This is a genomic window from Senegalimassilia sp. (assembly GCF_977052095.1).
On sequence record NZ_CDRSTZ010000008.1, the window covers coordinates 55,703 to 73,683 of the forward strand.

A 17,981-nucleotide genomic window follows, 5' to 3' on the forward strand; every position below is an offset into this window, starting at 1 on the left:
GGCCGAGCGAAAGCTCGGCCCAGATAAAAGAGCGCGAAGCGCGACACCAACTTCTCCCGCGCGCTCGCGTTCGGCAAACGCTATCGATTCTCGATGCTGCCGATATTCTTCAGCTCGATCTGAATCAGCCCGTTCGGCGTGCTTTTGAACTCGATGAGCTCGGTGTTGTGGCTGTATTCGGCCGGGAACGTCAACACGATGCCCGTGTCGGTAACGATCTTGTGGTTGCGGCTGACGCGTTTGGCCACGTCGCGCTCCATGTAGACGCGCTCCCCCAGCTGCTCGTCGGCTGCAGCCTGCTCGAAACGACGGCGCGGTCCTTCGTCATCGAACACTTCGTCCACGAACTCGTCGAACGGCACCTCGTCGGAGTCGTCGGCGTTTTCGGCCAGGTACGCCTTTGCACGGCCCATGGCCACGGCCGAGTTCACACCGAACTCCTCCGCGACCTCTTCCACAAGCCCCATGGTGGTGTCGAACAGCTCTTTGCTGGACGCCTCGTTCGAGCACTGAAGCAGCCCATCGGGAATTAGCCAGCGTTCCTCGCCTGCAATCTCGCGCGGCTTATCCACGAACTGCACGGCCATGGTACGTGCGTTCACCAGGGCAAACGAGGCGATCTTCTGCGAAGGGTTCGGCAAAATGGCGTGGTGACGCTCGATGTTGTTGCGCGTGACACCGTCTTCGCCATGTCCCACCTCGTGCATGAACGCGGGCTTGCTTTCAAGCAGCAGCAACCCGAAGTAGTGCTCGCTGCGCGCATTGTACGCCGCAGCCTCCGCGGCGGCGGTAGCGGCAGCAATCTCCTCTTCGGTGGCATCATCGGGAATGGGAGGCATGGCCGGCGGCTTTTCCTGGTCTTCGAAGTCAACCACCAGCAAGTCGCACGAGGCGGGATTCTCCATACGCCCCAGCTCATCGGACATGAACTGGGCCACCTGCACCGACAGGTCCACGAAAGTGCGCTCGCCCTTGAAATACGCCGTCAACTCGGCAGCGAACCCGCTATCGGCGAAAAACTCGCCGCGTCGGTTGTCCATGCCGCCAAGCGCATGACGTGCGATGCGCATCACGTACGACTTCACGTTCTTGTTCGTCAGGTCAAGCTCATCTTCGGAGAACACGTTTACGCACGACACGAAATCGAACACGTGCAAAATGGCATGGTTAATCTTGAACATCGACTTACTTGCAACCTTTCACCTGGTAGAACAACCGCCTCAACGCCGCAGCACCGTTTACTGCCTGTCGGCAAAACCCCACATGCGCACCTCGGGCTCAAGGCGCACGCCTTCGTTTTCGAACACGCGCTGCTGCACCCGCGCGATAAGCTCGCGCACATCAGCGGCGGTGGCGCCGCCCGCGTTCACCACGAAGCCCGTGTGCTTCTGCGACACCTGCGCGCCGCCGACGCGAAACCCGCGCAGCCCGGCATCCTGGATCAGCTTGCCCGCGAAATACCCCGCCGGGCGTTTGAACGTGGAGCCGGCGCTGGGCATATCAAGCGGCTGTTTTTCCGCTCGGCGCGCCGAAAGGTCGTCCATGCGCGTGCGGATGGACGCGGCGTTATCGGGGCGCAGCTGCAGCACGGCGCCCAACACGGTCCAGCCCTCATCCCCCATCATGGAATGGCGATAGCCCCAGCACGCCTGCCAGGCAGTCACCTCAACGATGCGGCCGTCCGGCGTGGCGCACGTCAAGCCGCAGCACACGTCGCGAAACTCGCCGCCGTAAGCGCCCGCGTTCATAATGGCCGCGCCGCCGATGGTGCCCGGAATGCCGCTGGCGAACTCGTAGCCGGCAAGCCCGGCCGCCAGAGCAGCCTGTGCCACCTGCTCGTTCGAAGCGCCCGCATCCACGAACAGCTTCGTGCCTTGCACCTTGATGCCCGAGAAGCGTTGCGCAAGCCGCACGACCACAGCGTCCACACCAGCATCGGACACCAGCAAGTCGCTTCCCAAGCCCAGCACGCGAACCTCGGCGCCAGCCGCATGGCACGCGCCCAGCACCTGCGCCGCTTCATCGGCCGTTGCAGGCTCGACGACCACGGCAGCCGGACCGCCGATGCGAAACGTGGTCAACTCACTCATAGGTGCGCCGGTGCGAACGGCCTCAGGGCCGACAATACCGCGCAGCACTTCTGTCAACGTAGCGTCAATCTTCGTCACGACGACTCCTTACCCGAAATGAAATCTTTCGTTTGCCGCTCACTTAAATCGATAAGCTCCTGACGGCTGTGCACGCCGCATTTCCCATAGATGCGGCGCAGGTGCGTGTCCACCGTGCTCTTCGCGATGAACAGCTCGGACGCAATGCGCTCGCCCGTGCGGCCGCGCAACGCCAGCGGCAGAATCTCCGACTCGCGCTTCGACAGCTTGTACCGCTCGATGATGGCTCGGCACGCGTCCTCAAAGCGGTCGGCTTGCTTCGCGATGCACGACAGCGCGATGAAGTCGCTTTCCGTGAACAGGAACACGTACGCATACAGCGTAGCAAGCCCCGCGCACGAGGCAACGGCGAACGGCATGTTGCCCGACGGGGAAACAATCTCCAGCGCGTTTCCCAACGCCAGGCCGAATGCTTCGCCGAAGTACAGCGCCGCGAAACCGCGCGAAAACGACAGGGCGCCGTCCATGCCCGTCAGCTTCGCCGTCAAGATGAACAGCGACACAAGCACGGCCGTAAGCCCCAGATAGCCCGCCAGCACGATGGAGTCGCCCGGCACGCCGAACGGCTCGAGCACGGGCATGAACAGATAGCCCGCCAACATCACCAGCAGCGCGATGCGGTACACGCCCACCAAAAGCGAGCTGACCTCGCTTTGCGACTGCCCGTGCCTGCCCGGGGTCCCCACCACCTGCAGTGACCCGGCGCAGAACAGCGCCAGCAGCAGCAACGTAGCGGCGAACGTGGGCGTGGCAATCATGCCGGGGTCAGAGGCGTACGTCTCCATCAGGCCGCCCGACAAACCGAACAGAGCCGCGCCGGCAATGACCTTGCGCGAAATGCGGGCGGTTTCGGCACGCTGCTGCTTCGTTGCCAGCAGCTGCCCAAACGAGAAGCCCGCGCCCGCCTGGATTTGCGCGTCATTCGCAGCGGCGTCTGAGCCTTGCGATGCCGCAGCATCCCCTGAAAAAGGCGCCGCGCCGGCAAGCGCCCAGGCGCTGGCGAACGGAAGCAGGTTGGCAACGGCTAAAGCCCACGGATGCACCGAGCAGACCAGCAGCAGCAAAAACGCGAACACCGCGGCAACGGCCGTGGCAAGCAGCACGCCGCGCGCGGTTTCGCCATGCGGCCGAGCGGCCAAGGCGCGTCCCCACGCCGCGAGCATGCAGGCAAACGGCATGCCCACCAGCAAGCCCTCAAGCAAAAAGGAAACGATGCCGTATTCAGCGGGGAGCGAAACGGACGAGCCGATTGCCAGCAGCACGGCATAGCACCAAAGGAAGTTGCGCGACAAAAGCACGTCGCGAACGCGGCGCGTCAGCATGCGCATGACGGTCAGCGAGCCCGCGCACAAAAGCAGCGTCACCAGCAGGTCCACGCGCTCGAATGTTACGCCGCCAACGCGCTGCGCGCTGTTCCACCCCATGTAGAAAAGGGAGAACATGAACGCCTGGTTGCAGGCATATCCAAGCAGCGTGCGCAGCTTCAAGCGAACAGCAGAAGACGCTGGCGGGGCGGTATGAGAGATAGCAAGTTTCGACATGCCCCCAGTGTAACAGCCCGGGCGCCCGCAACCGCCGCCCGGGCCCGAACATCAGCCCAGAAACGTCAAACGCCCACGCGAAATGCGCAGGCGTTTGACTGTTTGCTGTTGCGCTGCGCCTCGTCTGAAAGCGCAGGGAATACCTTGTTAAGGTTACTCGGCGGAATCCTCGGCCGGAGCCTTCTTCGCGGCCTTCACGGCCTGCTTTTTCTTCGGCTGCGGCACTTCCACTTCCTCGTCCTCGTCAAGCTCGACCTCGGGCTTGCCTTCGTCGGAGGACATGCCGTCGCGCAGGCTCTTCACGGACTTGCCGATAGCGCTGCCGAGCTTGGGAAGGTTCTTGGGACCAAAGATCAGAAGAACAACGACCAGGATGATAAGCAGCTCGGGAACGCCCATGCCCAAAAACTTCATGTGATTCTCCTTTGAATCGCTCGTACGCGGCGCGAACCGCGTTCGAGCAGTATCGCTTGCCGTTATGGCCGGCGACCTTTTCGCCGGCTCGTTTCAACGCATCGAATCATGCCTTCCACGCACCGCAGCGTCTATCATGCAGATCCGTGACTTTGTACGTATTGGCAAAAAAATGCTTGTCATGCAAAGTGCGTACAAATCTAGTTTTCCCAGTTCATCACTGCGTAACTTGTCATGCAAGCAAAAAGGCCCCACTGAGTAAACTCGATGGGGCCTTCTATCAAACAATTTCGTAAACCGTGAAAGCGAGCCGTTTTCACGCACGTCTAGCGCGTGCCTAGCCTTCCTGCTGCTCCTGCGCAACAAGTTGACGGTACGCAATCAGGTCAAGCTTGGCCATGATAACGTCCTCAACCTCGAAGCTGAACGGGTACAGCGCCGCCTGAGGCGTGTCCTCCTCGTACACCGTGCGCACGTAGCCGCCGCACTCGTCGCACGTGGCAATGCGATGGTCGTCGTCGCCCTCCACGTTATAGAAGTGCAAATGGCCCTGGTTCTGCGTGCCGCAACGAGCGCAACGCACGCGCTCGAAATCCCACACGCAGCCGCACTGCGCGCACCACAGCGCACGTCCACGGCCCTTCGTTTTCGTGCCGACGGTGCCCACGTGCGCCACCGAAGCCTCGCAACCGCATACCGGGCAATGCACGGGATACGGCTTATCGACGCCGTTTTCGCTACGCGCCTGCTGCACCGCCTGCGCCATGGGCTCCAAAAACGCGCGCAACGCCAGCGAAACAGCCGCCGCGCCCATGCGAGCGGCAACCTCGCTCAGACCGTCGTCAACAAGCAACCCCAAGAACGCATCAACATACGCCGCGGGATCGGTGCCGGCAAGCTTCACGTCGGAAGCGGCAACCATGCGATCCCAGCGCACGCCCGCAAGCGCATCGCGCGACGACTGATCGAACTCGTCGAACAGCGCCATGGCCGCCGCCATACGCGCCACGCCGTCCACCAGCGCTTCGCTATCAAACGAAACGGGATACGCGCGCATGGTGGGCTGCTCGGTTTCGGAGCAGGCCTTCAAATCCGCTGCCTGCGGAACCTCATACGTCACCGCGCTCGGATACTCGTGCTGCAGCTCGTCTTGAACGCCCCACAGCGTGCGGAAGAAGCGCAGACGCGCGGCTTCCGACTCGGACAGCTTCGGTTCATACGCGGCAATAGCCGCATCCGCCAGCTTCAGGTTCATCGTCCAACCTCGTTCTCGTTGTTTCCGCCTTGCTTGACAATGCCAGCTTACCGCCGCGAACAAACCCGAATGCGCAGGTGTTCGCCGTAAGGCCGGCTCATGTTGCCAAATGGATGGAAGAACCCGAATCGTCATCCATCCATTTGGCATCAAGCTATAGAATGCATAACCGGTAGCCCGGCGCTCACTCCAGCGCTCAGGCGCGGGAATGTCTGCGAAGCACCGGGCTACCGGTTAGATGGGCGGTCTGGCTTCAGGCCGCCCATCCTTATTTCATGCCGCGAAAAGACCTATTTCGCGCTCTTCTCAACAACCTTCTCGCCGCTGGTCAGCTCTTTACGAGCCCAGTGACCCCAGTGGTACAGAGCGTCGGCTTCGGACACCAGGCCGTCGCCGAACATAAGCTTGTACGTACCACGGTACGGCTGGAAGATGCCGCCGCCCAGGAAGATGTGGGCCAAACCGAACACGGCGATGAGCAAAAAGCCCAGGTCGTGCAGAAACAGCACCACGCCATAGCCCGTGCCCAGGTTCAACACGGTGGAACCGAGCATCAGGATGACGCCCGTGACGCCCATAAGCGCGCCGGCAAGCCACAGCATGCCGTCGGCGAATCGCTGGCCGGACTTCACCTCGTCCTGGTCGGGCATGTGAATCCACTTCGCCATGAACAGGTACGGGAAGAACAGCAGCATCCACTTCTTGTCGTCGGAATTCCACTTCGCGAACAGGTTCTTGAAGATGTGCGCCACGCCCTTCGGCGCCAGGATGGCGCTGATAAGCGGCACCAGCACGAAGATGCAGCCGATCACGCGATGGCTCATGCGGATGGCGAACACCGTGTCAGCACCGACGGCCTGAGCCAGCTGCGGCACGAACACGAACAGGCCGGAAATGCACAGCAGGATGCAGGCGATGACCGTGACGCCGTGCGTGACGCGCGCCTGCTTCGAGTGGCGGACGATGTACTTCTGCTTGCCGGAAGCCTTGCGCTCCTTCAGGAACGCATCGTCTTTGGCACGAGCTTCCGCGGAAACGGTAACGGTATGGCTCATTATTTGCCTCCCTTCCCGAACGGCAGATTCTCGGTGATGTGCTCAACAACAGACTTGTCGTCCTGCGGGTCGCCGTGCTGCACGACGTCGCCCGTGATAACCGACACCGTATCCTCGGTCTCGGGGTTGTACGCCAGCGTATCGCGCTTGTAGCCGACGGCCAGGCCGAACATGGCAGCCAATCCGACGACGGTCAGACCCGTCAGGGCGCCGGTGACCGGCTTCATGATCTGGGTCAGCTGCGCCGTTGCGGGCACCTGCGGGTCGGCAACCTGGCCATGGGCCTCGATGCCGTACTTCAGCACCTGGATGACATGCAAGCCGCCCATCTCGTTCTCGCCGAACAGGCAAGCATCCGGATAGCCGTTCTCATGCAGCCATTCGACCTTTTCCTTGCCCTTGGCAATCATCTCGTCGCGGTCGCCGAACTGCAGGGCATTTGGCTGGCACGTGGATACGCAGGCCGGAGCCATGCCGTGGGACACGCGGTCGGCGCAACCGGTGCACTTGTCGATAACGGTCTTGTCAAGCAGGCCGTTGGACTCATAGCGCGGCACGTCGAACGGGCACACGCTGTGGCAGTACTGGCAGCCCACACACTTGTCCTGGTGCACCTCGACGAAGCCGGTGTCCTCGTTGCGCACAAGCGCGCCGCCAGGGCACACCGTGGCGCAAGGAGCATCGGTGCAGTGCTGGCAAGCACGACGGCCGAACGCCCACTTCACCGGCTTGATCTTGCTGTCGCCGGCAAGCTCGTTGAACGTGATGATCAAGCGGGTGTTGCCGTTGATGTCGGCCGGGTTCTGGTGCGTGCCCGACCATTTCGTCTCGTTCGTGCCCAAGGGGCTCGGAAGGTTGTTCCAGCACTTGCAAGCAACCTGGCAGCCCTTGCAAGCGGTGCACTTGGAGGAATCGAAGTAAATCGCTTTTTCAGACATGTTCTATCCCTCCTATGCCTTCTCGATGTCCACGAGGAACGCCTTGTATTCGGGCGTGAACGAGTTCGGGTCGCCAACGTTCGGCGTCAGATCGTTCACCACGTCACCGGTGCCGTACAGGTCGGCCCAGCCGAAGTGGTGCGTGAGGCCCACCTGATGCTGCATCTTGCCGTTGACGGTCATGGGCGCGAAACGCTTCGTGACCAAGGCCGGAACCACAACAGAACCGCGGTTGTTGAACACGCGCACCTCGTCGCCGTTCTTGATGCCCTTCTCGGCGGCAAGCTCTTCGCTCATCTCGACGAACTGCGAAGGCATGGATTCCACCAGCGACGGGCACAAACGTGTCTGGCCGCCGGTCTGCCAATGCTCGGTCACCGAGTAGGTGGTGCCGACGATCGGGTACTGCTCCTTCGTGCCCTGCTTCGTGGATGCGTAGTTCACGCCGAACGCGCAGGGGTTCTGGAACGCGCCGTTGAGCGGGTTGTCGTCGCACGGGGACTCGAACGGCTCGAAGTGCTCAGGCAGCGGGCCGTCGACCATGCCATAGCTCTCCAGGCGGGCGTTCTGCTCCCACAGCATGAAGAACGTCTTGTTGTTCGGCGGAACCGGCTTGCCGTCTTTGGCGGCAACGAAGTCGGCCTGGTCGACCAGATCCCACTTCTCGCCCGTCCACTCCATGAGCTTCTTGTCGGCGTTCCACGGCTTGCCCTGCATGTCGCAGCTGTTGCGGTTGTACAGGATGCGGCGGTTCGACGGCCAGCTGAACGCCCATTCGGAGTTCAGGCCGATGCCGGACTTGTCCTCAGTGCTGCGGCGGCACAGCGGCTGCTCGGCCGGGTCAAGCGGCGCCTTGTTGTTGTTCCACATGCCGGAGTAAATCCACATGGCGCATGCGGTGGAACCGTCGGCGCCCAGCTCGGCATAGCCGGTGAGCAGGTCGGTCTTCGGGTTCTTCGAATCGCAGTTGCAATCGGTGCCGGCCACGCGGTAGCCGTTGAGCGCCCAGGCCACGGGGCGTGGGTCAATCTTGCCGTCCACGTAGTAATCCCACTTCGTCTTCAAGATAGGATCAGGGTTCGCGCCGCCTTCCTTCTTGTACAGGTCGCAGATGGCGGTCCAGATGAGGTCGCACATCTCGTAGTCCGGCTTCGCCTGGTCCCACGGCTCGCACGCCTGGTAGCGGTACTGGATCCAGCGGCCGGAGTTCAGGATGATGCCCGGCTTCTCGTAGATCAGCGCGCACGGCAGGTAGTAGACCGTGGTGTCGATGTCGGCCGGGTTCATGTCCGGGGCCTTCCAGAAGCTGGCTGACTCGGTGATGACCTGATCGGCAACAACCAGCCAATCAAGGTTGGCCATGGATCGGCGCACGTTGCCGGCGTTCGGGGCCGAGTGGCAGGGGTTCATACCCCAGTTGAAGTAGCCCTTGATGACGCCCTGCTGCATGAGCTCGAACGTGGAGATGTGCGTGTAGTCCACGGCACCCGTCTCGGACGGAACCTTCGGCCACCAGTCGTAGCCGTAGTCGTTCTCAACGGTAGCGTTCTCGCCGAACCATTCCTTCAGAGAGGAAACGATGAACTTCGGCTTGTTCGTATAGTAGCCGTCGGAGTACGTCTGGGACTCCAGCCACTTGCGCAGGCTGGATCGATCGGTGGTGTTTGCCCACTTCAGATAGGCAGGATGCTCGTTCACCATCATGCCCATGTCCGTGGCGCCCTGCACGTTCGGCTCACCGCGCAGCGCATTCACGCCGCCGCCGGGCACGCCGATGTTTCCAAGCAGCAGCTGCATGATGCACATGGCGCGGGTGTTCTGAGCGCCATAGGTGTGCTGCGTCTGGCCCAGGGCGTACAACACGGTACCGGCCTTGCCAGGCTTGGCAGTAGAGGTATAGGTTTTGTAGACGAGTTCAAGAACGTCCTTGTCCATGCCGCAGATACCGGAAACGGTGTCAAGCGTGTAACGAGAATAGTGCTTCTTGAATTGCTGGTAGACGCACATGGGGTCCTGCAGCGTCATGTCCTTCTTCGGGTTCGTCAGCGTCGGCGTGGTGAATTCAGGGGTGCCGGGCTTTGTGACCCAAGAGTAGGCGCCGGTTTCGCTGGTGTCCCAGTCCTCGGTGGACTCGGTCTCGTAGTGCCAGCTGTGCACGTTGTACGTCTTGGTCTTCTCGTTCCAACCGCTGAACAGACCCGTTGCGGGATCGAATTCGTATTCAGGGTCAAGGATGTAGGAAGCGTTGGTGTAGTTGAGCAGGTACTCGAAGTTGTATTCGCTCATATCGCCGTCGGCCAGGTAATTCGCCAGGCCAGGCTCGATGAGGTTCTCGATGATGTAATTGTACATGCCACCGTAGAACGCGATGTCGGTGCCGGAACGGATGGGGCACCAGATGTCCGCCTGCTCGGCGGTACGGGTGTAACGCGGGTCGACAACGATCCACTTAGCGCCCTGCTCGTGGGCCTTCTCAAGCCACAGCGCGCTGACGGGATGGTTTTCAACGGAGTTCGAACCGCAGTTCAAGATAACGTCGGTGTTTTGGAAGTCGCACCAATGGCTCGTCATGGAGCCACGACCGAATGAAGCTGCCAGACCGGCAACAGTGGGGCCGTGTCAAACACGAGCCTGATTGTCGATGGCGATGACGCCCAAGGAACGCATCATCTTGAGGATCAGGTATTCCTCCTCGGAGTTTTCCTGGGAGCCGCCCAGGCTTGCGATGGCCGGCGTGTGGTTCACCGTCAGGCCGTTTTCGTTCTTCTCGATGAACGAGGCGTCGCGCGTGTCCTTGACCTTGCGCGCGATTTCAGCGATGGCATCTTCCCACGTGATGTCTTCCCAATCGGAAGCACCGGGACGACGAACCAGCGGGCGCGTGACGCGCTTCGGGTTCTTGATGACCTCTTTCGTTTCGGGATCGACGACGTTGCGCAGCTGGAACATCGTCGCGCCCTTCGGGCACAGGCCGCCTTCGTTGATGGGATGGTCCGGGTCGCCTTCCAGGTTGATCAGCTCGCCGTCGCGCACCGAAAGCAGAGAACCGCAACCACCTGCGCAGTAGCAGCAGATGTTCGTGTACTCTTCGGTGTTCACCAGCTTCCAATCTTCCTTGGACTCAGACGCGAACGCCTGGGTCTGCGAGGAAAGCTCGAACGCCATCGTCGTAGCCAGCGCGGCACCAGTGGCTTTAAAGAAGCCCCTGCGTGACAGGTTCATGTCCTCACTCCTTTCCTACTCGTCTTGCACTCGTCTTTGTTCTGTTGCGAAACTGCGCAGTGCCCTCTTGCCGACTGGAGGTCGCGGCAGGAGTGCGCTGAGCGCAGTGCGCCGGCCACGCGCCGTGCACGCGCGTAACCGATTGACGATGATAGAGGAAAAAGTGATACGGTTTTGACACAAATTGGGTAAATGGCAGCGTTAGAACAACATTCGAGCAAAATAACCCCTTTAGGGTCAGAGGGTCATAAGGGGATATTTCCCCGATTTCGCCAGATAAGGGTACAAGAATGACCTAAATCGAATGTTTGCATCCACCTGAAATAGGGATAATAGAAATATCCCGGACAAATTAGCGATTCCGTATCAGTCAGTTCCGTATCAAACCGTATCAAGAAATGCGACATTGATACACGAGAAAGGACTTCGGGGAGTATTTTAGCTAGCGATTTGCTGGCAATCGCGAGAAAAACCGGGCCGCGCCATCGAGGCAGAACCGATTGTCTTTGCTGCCCATTGGGCGGCCGCGCATCAAATGCGAACCAAACCCGTTGTAGGCACCACGATTGCCTACAGGCTGTCCACAACCTTTGCGGAAACAACGTTGTTCGGGGAAAGCAGCACTGCGCCAACCGAATCGATGCTCGGCGCGTTGACGTAGAACGTGCCGTTCGCGTTGGTGCCCATGGTGGACACGTCGTCTTGCAGCGTCACCACCACATCGATGCCCGTGGCATTGCGCACATATGAGCGTACCGAAGCAATGCACACGACAACGTCGACTTTAGCTTCTTTAAAGTAATCGAGCCGCTCTTGCGCCGCCTCTTCCGACAGCGGCACATCCACAGAGAACACCCCGATGCGTTTCGAGCCACGCTTCACGATCATGCCGTCCTCGTAGACCGAAGGGTGCTTCGTGTCGAGCACAAGCACCTGCGCGCCCTTTTCCAGGTAGCTGTCGCGCACGCTTTCCGGTTCCACGGGATTGGCTTTCGGAGACACCAGCGCCTTGCGGCCGCTCGACGCCACATCCGAGGAAGCGTCATCAGACAACGAGCCGGATACGGCGGCTGCAGAATCGTCATCGGCGGCGCTAGCGCCATCTGCGGCGCTGTCTCCTTCAGCCGAAGGAGCCGAACCATCACCCGAAGAAGCAGCAACGCGTTTATCGGCATCCGCATCTTCAGCAGAAGAGGCTTGAAAAGCGTCAGCATAAGACTCCATCTCGCCGGTAAGGGAAGAGGGGGTCGAAGCGCCAGCAGCTGCAGAAGCAGACCGGCCGGCGGAATCCTCGTCATCTGAAACCACGGGGGCGGCAATGCCGGCCACGTCGGACGTGAACCCAGAGGCCTCGTCCGAGCGCATATCCCCCATCGTCGAACTCGAAGAGGCAGACTTTTTCGAGTTCGACGTCAGCGAATCGAACACCGATCGCGATGAGGAGCTTTCGCTCTGCCCCGCAGCCGATTCCCCGTCTGCATTTTTCGACGAAGAAGCGCTTGCCACCTCTTCGGGTTCGGGCAACACGGTTCCCGAGTACACCAGTGCAACGTAACCGTCCATCTGGCCGACCTTCTCGTCGATGGTCGAGGCGGCAACGTTCCACGAATGGCCCGCAACAAGGTACCACCCCAGCCCTAAAAGGCTCAGGACAATCAGCACGGCAAATACGCCGAGCGCTTGTTTTTCGCGAGTTCTCGTAGACATGGATATCAGTATAGGCAAAGCTTTCGTTGCGGCTCCAACCGACGGCTGACGCGCGCGAAGATTACAAATTGTCGTGCATAAACGCTACAAAACAACCTCGAAAGCAACCCGCTCAGGAATGCCGCCTTCCGCATGGTCGATGGTGATGATGCCGCAACGCGTGAAGCCGCTACGCTCGATAAGCTTCAGCATAGGACCGTTTGCGGGATGCGTTTCAATGCGCACGCTTTCGCTGCCACGCTCTCGAGCAACCTGCAGGCCCGACGCAAGCAGCATGCGCCCCAAACCGCGACCTGACTGCGTGCTCAGCGACGCCACGCGATGCAGCACCGCATAACGAGGAGCGGCGCTGGTGGAATCGGTAAGCCAGACGCCATCGATGCAGTCATACACCTTTTCGCCGTTGAAGGTGATGGCCTCCGTCGCGATGATGACGCCATCTTCCTCAACGACATAGGAATACCCTGCATCAATATCGGAAAGCACGACGTCGCGCGAGGGATACGACCCCTGCCACTGGTCGATGCCCAGCTTTCCCAAAACGGCCTTACCGTCCATGAGAACGTTCCAAATCCCCTCAAGATCGTCTCGCGTCGCAAGACGGAACTGCATTGTCATAACCGCTCCTACTTTCAGCCGAAAACCGGCGATCTCCTCATGCCCGAACAAGGCCTTCCCATGGTACTCCTTGGCCGCTGCGGCCCTGCCGGCATTTCCGGCAACTGCAACCAAACCGTTTCGATTTGCTATGCACGAAACACCAACTCGTACGCCGAACGCGGCTTTTCCCGCCCAAACGTGTCTTTCACCATCAGCGTGCCACAGAACTTATAGCCGCGTTTTTCTAGCAACCAGCGCATGGGCTCGTTTTCCGGATAGATGTCTGCGCGGATGCTTGCCCTCCCCCCGTCTCGCGCGATATGCGCAGCGCGGTCAAGGATGAACGAGCCGACACCGCGCCTGCGCGCCGGCCGATCAACCGCAACCCAATGCAATTCTGCGTACTTTTGAGGCTCGGCAGCCGTATCGGTCAGCCAGGCGCCGTGAATCCCGCGCGCATAGTTCTTATCAGGAGCAAACGACACGGCATACACGGCGATAAGCTGCCCGAGCGCGTTTTCCACCACATGAGTGGTGCCGTTTTTGATGCTGTGCGTCAAACGGCGAGCCGAGGGGTACTTCTTATACTTCCCTTCGTCGATCCCGAGCTGCGCATACGTCTCGTGCGCTTCATCAAGCAACGTTTGCACGCGCTTGAAATCGTCCATGGTGGCAGGACGACTTTTGTAGTAGCCAAGCACCGATGCACGGCCAGCAAACACCGGAGGGTCCTGCACGTAAGCCGGCGCCTCGACGCCCGCAACGTCGGCCGCAACCGACGCAGGGGCAGCTTTCGGTTTAAGCTCGGTAACCATAACGATCATAAGCAGAATACAGATGCACCCCGCGATATCCCATGCCGAAACCGGGTCGCGCAGCCACACGACGGCAAGCACCATGGCGGACACCGGCTCGGCCGCGCACAGCAGGCCCGCCTTCACCGGACCGCAGTCGTTCACGCCCTGCAGGTACAGCATGTACGCAGCGCAGGTTCCAATCAGCACAATGGCGGCAAACGCTCCAAGCGCCCCGGCCGAAAGCTCCATGGGGACGTTCCAAGGCTGCACAACGGGCGTCAACGCAACGCCGCCGAACAGCATGGCGAAGCCCGTCACCAGCATAGAACCCCATTTCGCCAGCACCTTCACCGGCATAAGCGTGTACAACGCCAACGCCACGGCGGACATCATGCCCCAGAACAGCCCTTCTTGCGAAACCGCCAATCGGCTGACATCGCCCTGGGTTGCAATCAGCACCAACCCGAACAGTGCCAAGACAAGTCCCAGCACTTCGCGCACGTTCGGAAGCCGATGCTTGCGCAAGCACGTCCACAGCATGATAAGAACAAGGCCTAGCTGCTCAAGCGTGGTTCCCACGCCCGCAGACGTGTAGTGGATAACGTTGAGATAGCTCATCTGGCACAGCACGATACCGAAGATGGCGAATACCGCGATGCCGATGACGGAGCGAACGTCTCGGAACAATGCCGCAAGCGCGCGCCAATCCTTGACGATGGCAACGCCTAGGAAGAACACGGCGGAGAGCAGCATGCGCACGCAGGTGATCCAATCGGAGGGAGCGTCATACTGATTCATAAGCAATTGGGCGCACGTTCCCGAAAACCCCCAGCACACAGCTCCTATCAGCGCGAACATCACTCCGCGCATCATATGCTGACCTTGCACCACCGCCGCCTGCGACACGTTTTTCCTTTCCAAGCCTCTTGCCTTTACAAGATGCTGATACTTACCGATAACGTCAAATGACGCCCGCTAATGCAGGCGCCATTTCATTGGGACGGCTATTCTACAGCATGCGCGCAAGGAATCTACCGGTGTGGCTTTCCTTCACAGTAGCTACGTGTTCAGGAGTTCCCTGCGCCACGATAGCGCCTCCGCGGTCGCCGCCTTCGGGCCCTAAATCCACAATGTAGTCGGCGCTTTTGATGACATCGAGGTTGTGCTCGATCACCAGCACCGTATTGCCCGCATCCACCAACCGCTGCAACACCACCAAAAGCTGCCGCACATCCTCGAAATGAAGCCCCGTAGTGGGCTCGTCCAAAATATAGAACGTCTTGCCTGTCTGACGGCGATGCAGCTCGCTTGCAAGCTTCACGCGCTGCGCTTCGCCGCCCGAAAGCGTTGTAGCGGGCTGGCCAAGGCGAATATAACCAAGCCCCACGTCGTACAGGGTTTGCAGCTTGCGTTTGATGCCGGGGATGTTCTCAAAGAACACAAGCGCATCTTCAACGGTCATGTCAAGCACTTCCGAGATGTTCTTCCCACGATACGTCACCTGCAGCGTCTCGCGGTTATAGCGTTTGCCCTCGCACACCTCGCACGGCACGTAGATGTCGGGGAGGAAATGCATCTCAATCTTAATCTGGCCATCGCCCTTGCAGGCTTCGCAACGCCCACCGCTGACGTTGAAGCTGAATCGCCCGGGGCCATAACCATGGGCTTTGCTCTCCTGCGTGCTGGCGAACAGCGCACGTATATCGTCCCACAGGCCGATATACGTTGCAGGATTGCTTCGCGGTGTGCGGCCGATGGGGCTTTGGTCGATGTTGATGACCTTATCGATGTTCTCGACGCCGGTAATCTTCCTATAGCCGCCCGTGCGTCGATGCGCATGGTTGACGCGGTTCGCCAACGCCGGAGCAAGCGTGTCGGTGATAAGCGAGCTTTTGCCGCTGCCCGACACACCCGTAATGACCGTCAACGTGCCGAACGGCACCGAAAGCGTCACGTTTTTCAGGTTGTTTTCGCACGCACCCGTCAGCTTCAACGAACCACGACGCGGATTGCGACGCTTCTCAGGCACAGGAATCGATCGCCTGCCGGACAAGTAGTCCGCCGTCATGGAACCAGGCGTCTGCGCCACCTCTTCAGGCGTGCCGCACGCCACCACCTGGCCGCCGCGCTCGCCCGCTCCAGGGCCCATGTCCACAACATAATCAGCCGCGCGGATAGTATCCTCGTCGTGCTCGACAACGATGACGGTGTTTCCCAGGTCGCGCAAGTGCTCAAGCGTGGCAATAAGCCGCTCGTTATCGCGTTGATGCAAACCGATAGAAGGCTCGTCCAGAATGTACAGCACGCCCATCAGGCCAGCGCCGATTTGCGTGGCAAGCCTGATGCGCTGCGCTTCACCGCCTGACAGCGTTGCTGTTGCGCGTTCGAGCGTAAGGTAGTCAAGGCCCACGTCAACGAGAAACTTCAAACGCGCGACAATCTCCTTGACAATAGGGTTCGCGATGCTGCCCTGCTGACCGGAAAAGTGCAAGCCCTGGAAGAACTCGAGCGAGTCAACGGCGCTCATCTCGCAAACCTCGTGAATTGATTTGCCGCCCACCGTAACCGCAAGGATTTCGGGCTTCAAGCGCTTTCCGCCGCACGTCGGACAAGGCACGATAGCGAAATAGCTTTGCAGTTTCTCGCGCTGGGTATCGCTTTGCGCTTCTTGGTAACGACGCATGACCGCCGCCAACGCGCCTTCCCAATCCAAGAACCAATATGTGTTGCGACCATCAACCGTGGTGTAGTCGACGCGCACCTTTTCGTCGCCCAAGCCGTGCAGCAACGCCTTCTGAACTTTCTTCGGCATATCTTCCCACGGGGTGTTTTCATCGCAGCCCATATGCAAAGCGACCGCGCGCAGCACCTGCGGGTAATAGTTCCCATTCTTGAACGGCGCAATAGCACCTTGCGCCAGTGTCAGTGAAGGATCGGGTACCACAAGCGACGGGTCAACTTCTTCGCGGCTACCGATGCCAGAGCAATCAGGGCAAGCGCCATACGGAGCATTAAAGCTGAAGTCGCGAGGTTGAAGCTCATCCATAGAATGCCCGTGCTCAGGGCATGCCAAAGCGAGCGAGAACAGATGCTCGCCAGCACCTAGACCGCCTTTCGCTCCGCTAGACGAACCACCGGCTTCACCCTGTGGCTTACCATCGGGCCCTAAAACCTGCACCAACACGCGGCCTTCGGCAAGTTTCGTGGCAAGCTCGACCGCTTCTGCAATACGTCCGGTTGCGCTTTCTTTCAGTTGCACGCGATCGACGACCACATCAATGAAGTGCTTGATCTTTTTGTTCAGCGTGCGAGGCTCTCCATCCAAACGCACGATTTCGCCGTCGATGCGCACGCGGCTAAAGCCCTCGTGAGCCAAATCGGCAAAAAGCTTCGTGAACTCACCCTTTCGGCCCGCAACAACCGGCGCCATGATGATGGCCTTTGCACCTGGGTCAAGCGCGAGGATATCGTCGGTAACCTGATCGGTGGTTTGCTTCTTAATAACGCGCCCGCATTCAGGGCAATGAGGAACGCCGACACGGGCATACAGCAAACGCAGATAGTCGTAAATCTCCGTGGTGGTGCCCACCGTCGATCGAGGATTGCGCGACGTCGTTTTCTGGTCGATGGACACAGCTGGAGAAAGACCGTCGATGCTATCAAGGTCAGGTTTGCTCATCTGGCCAAGGAACATGCGCGCGTAGCTCGAAAGGCTTTCGACATAGCGACGCTGTCCCTCCGCATACATGGTGTCGAACGCCAGGCTCGACTTACCGCTGCCGGACAGACCCGTAATAACAACAAGCTTGTCACGAGGAATCTCAACATCAACGTTTTTTAAATTATGTTCGCGGGCGCCTTTGATAACGATTGCATTCTGGCTCATGCTGCTCCAGCCTCTCACGCTTATGGTTCGGTGGTATCCTATCATACGAACAGGTGTTTGTATATGAGAAATTGGGCGCTACACATTTTATGAGCGGGCGATGCATGTCGATGAGATTCCTACCGGCAAATAGGTAGGACATTCGCACAAACTATTGCGATCAATCGCAACGACACGTGGAAGAAAACAACCTCGTAAATCAAAAAAGCGACCGAAACACCGATCGCTTAAAATTCATGGAGCGGACAACGGGATTCGAACCCGCGACCCTCACCTTGGCAAGGTGATGCTCTACCAGCTGAGCCATGTCCGCATATTAAACTTTCAAGTGCCTCTTTTTGGAGGCGACGCCCGGATTCGAACCGGGGGTGAAGGCTTTGCAGGCCTCTGCCTTACCA

The 17,981-nt window shown here is 59.8% G+C and carries 12 protein-coding genes and 1 tRNA gene; all 13 read right to left on the minus strand.

The genetic code is table 11. From position 1 onward, the window contains the following. Positions 1–80 precede the first annotated feature (80 nt). The 13 genes from ACWI6D_RS03035 to ACWI6D_RS03095 all read right to left on the minus strand — a co-directional run bounded on the left by ACWI6D_RS03035 (position 81) and on the right by ACWI6D_RS03095 (position 17,896). Positions 81–1,181, minus strand: coding sequence for a nucleoid-associated protein (locus ACWI6D_RS03035; RefSeq protein WP_449133617.1), 1,101 nt, complete (start codon positions 1,179–1,181; stop codon positions 81–83). Positions 1,182–1,238: 57 nt separating this feature from the next. Continuing rightward, positions 1,239–2,168 carry a UDP-N-acetylmuramate dehydrogenase gene (gene murB, locus ACWI6D_RS03040; RefSeq protein ID WP_449133618.1) on the minus strand — a complete coding sequence of 310 codons (930 nt, stop codon included), beginning with the start codon at positions 2,166–2,168 and terminating at the stop codon, positions 1,239–1,241. Then, positions 2,165–3,709, minus strand: a complete 1,545-nt coding sequence (locus ACWI6D_RS03045; protein WP_449133619.1) for a helix-turn-helix transcriptional regulator — start codon at positions 3,707–3,709, stop codon at positions 2,165–2,167. The genes murB and ACWI6D_RS03045 overlap by 4 nt, the downstream gene beginning before the upstream one ends. A 153-nt stretch (positions 3,710–3,862) precedes the next feature. Then, complete coding sequence (gene tatA / locus ACWI6D_RS03050; RefSeq protein WP_288285015.1) at positions 3,863–4,123, minus strand: twin-arginine translocase TatA/TatE family subunit; 261 nt, start codon at positions 4,121–4,123, stop codon at positions 3,863–3,865. Between the two features lie 337 nt (positions 4,124–4,460). Then, the gene (locus ACWI6D_RS03055; RefSeq protein ID WP_449133620.1) at positions 4,461–5,378 is read right to left on the minus strand and encodes a formate dehydrogenase accessory protein FdhE; all 918 of its coding nucleotides are present in this window, start codon (positions 5,376–5,378) and stop codon (positions 4,461–4,463) included. A gap of 290 nt (positions 5,379–5,668) precedes the next feature. After that, positions 5,669–6,433, minus strand: coding sequence for a cytochrome b/b6 domain-containing protein (locus ACWI6D_RS03060; protein WP_449133621.1), 765 nt, complete (start codon positions 6,431–6,433; stop codon positions 5,669–5,671). After that, positions 6,433–7,371: a 4Fe-4S dicluster domain-containing protein gene (locus ACWI6D_RS03065; RefSeq protein WP_288285018.1), complete on the minus strand. Its 939-nt coding sequence runs from the start codon at positions 7,369–7,371 to the stop codon at positions 6,433–6,435. Before ACWI6D_RS03065 ends, ACWI6D_RS03060 begins: the two co-directional genes overlap by 1 nt. A 12-nt stretch (positions 7,372–7,383) precedes the next feature. Then, the gene (locus ACWI6D_RS03070) at positions 7,384–10,593 is read right to left on the minus strand and encodes a molybdopterin-dependent oxidoreductase (RefSeq protein WP_449133622.1); all 3,210 of its coding nucleotides are present in this window, start codon (positions 10,591–10,593) and stop codon (positions 7,384–7,386) included. 570 nt (positions 10,594–11,163) lie between these two features. Then, complete coding sequence (locus ACWI6D_RS03075; protein WP_449133623.1) at positions 11,164–12,300, minus strand: hypothetical protein; 1,137 nt, start codon at positions 12,298–12,300, stop codon at positions 11,164–11,166. Between the two features lie 84 nt (positions 12,301–12,384). Further along, the gene (locus ACWI6D_RS03080; protein WP_288285022.1) at positions 12,385–12,918 is read right to left on the minus strand and encodes a GNAT family N-acetyltransferase; all 534 of its coding nucleotides are present in this window, start codon (positions 12,916–12,918) and stop codon (positions 12,385–12,387) included. Between the two features lie 128 nt (positions 12,919–13,046). Continuing rightward, positions 13,047–14,618 (minus strand): GNAT family N-acetyltransferase, encoded by a 1,572-nt coding sequence (locus tag ACWI6D_RS03085; protein ID WP_449133624.1) that lies wholly within the window; start codon positions 14,616–14,618, stop codon positions 13,047–13,049. Between the two features lie 88 nt (positions 14,619–14,706). Then, positions 14,707–17,583 carry an excinuclease ABC subunit UvrA gene (gene uvrA, locus ACWI6D_RS03090; protein WP_449133625.1) on the minus strand — a complete coding sequence of 959 codons (2,877 nt, stop codon included), beginning with the start codon at positions 17,581–17,583 and terminating at the stop codon, positions 14,707–14,709. Positions 17,584–17,820: 237 nt separating this feature from the next. Beyond that, a tRNA-Gly gene (locus tag ACWI6D_RS03095) sits at positions 17,821–17,896 on the minus strand. Between the last annotated feature and the right edge of the window lie 85 nt (positions 17,897–17,981).

What these genes read in the sequence shown, in the direction of transcription:
- ACWI6D_RS03035 (WP_449133617.1), bottom strand. Translation starts at nt 1,181, where the DNA reads ATGTTCAAGATTAACCATGCCATTTTGCACGTGTTCGATTTCGTGTCG.
- ACWI6D_RS03045 (WP_449133619.1), bottom strand. Translation starts at nt 3,709, where the DNA reads ATGTCGAAACTTGCTATCTCTCATACCGCCCCGCCAGCGTCTTCTGCT.
- tatA (WP_288285015.1), bottom strand. Translation starts at nt 4,123, where the DNA reads ATGAAGTTTTTGGGCATGGGCGTTCCCGAGCTGCTTATCATCCTGGTC.
- ACWI6D_RS03055 (WP_449133620.1), bottom strand. Translation starts at nt 5,378, where the DNA reads ATGAACCTGAAGCTGGCGGATGCGGCTATTGCCGCGTATGAACCGAAG.
- ACWI6D_RS03060 (WP_449133621.1), bottom strand. Translation starts at nt 6,433, where the DNA reads ATGAGCCATACCGTTACCGTTTCCGCGGAAGCTCGTGCCAAAGACGAT.
- ACWI6D_RS03065 (WP_288285018.1), bottom strand. Translation starts at nt 7,371, where the DNA reads ATGTCTGAAAAAGCGATTTACTTCGATTCCTCCAAGTGCACCGCTTGC.
- ACWI6D_RS03075 (WP_449133623.1), bottom strand. Translation starts at nt 12,300, where the DNA reads ATGTCTACGAGAACTCGCGAAAAACAAGCGCTCGGCGTATTTGCCGTG.
- ACWI6D_RS03080 (WP_288285022.1), bottom strand. Translation starts at nt 12,918, where the DNA reads ATGACAATGCAGTTCCGTCTTGCGACGCGAGACGATCTTGAGGGGATT.
- uvrA (WP_449133625.1), bottom strand. Translation starts at nt 17,583, where the DNA reads ATGAGCCAGAATGCAATCGTTATCAAAGGCGCCCGCGAACATAATTTA.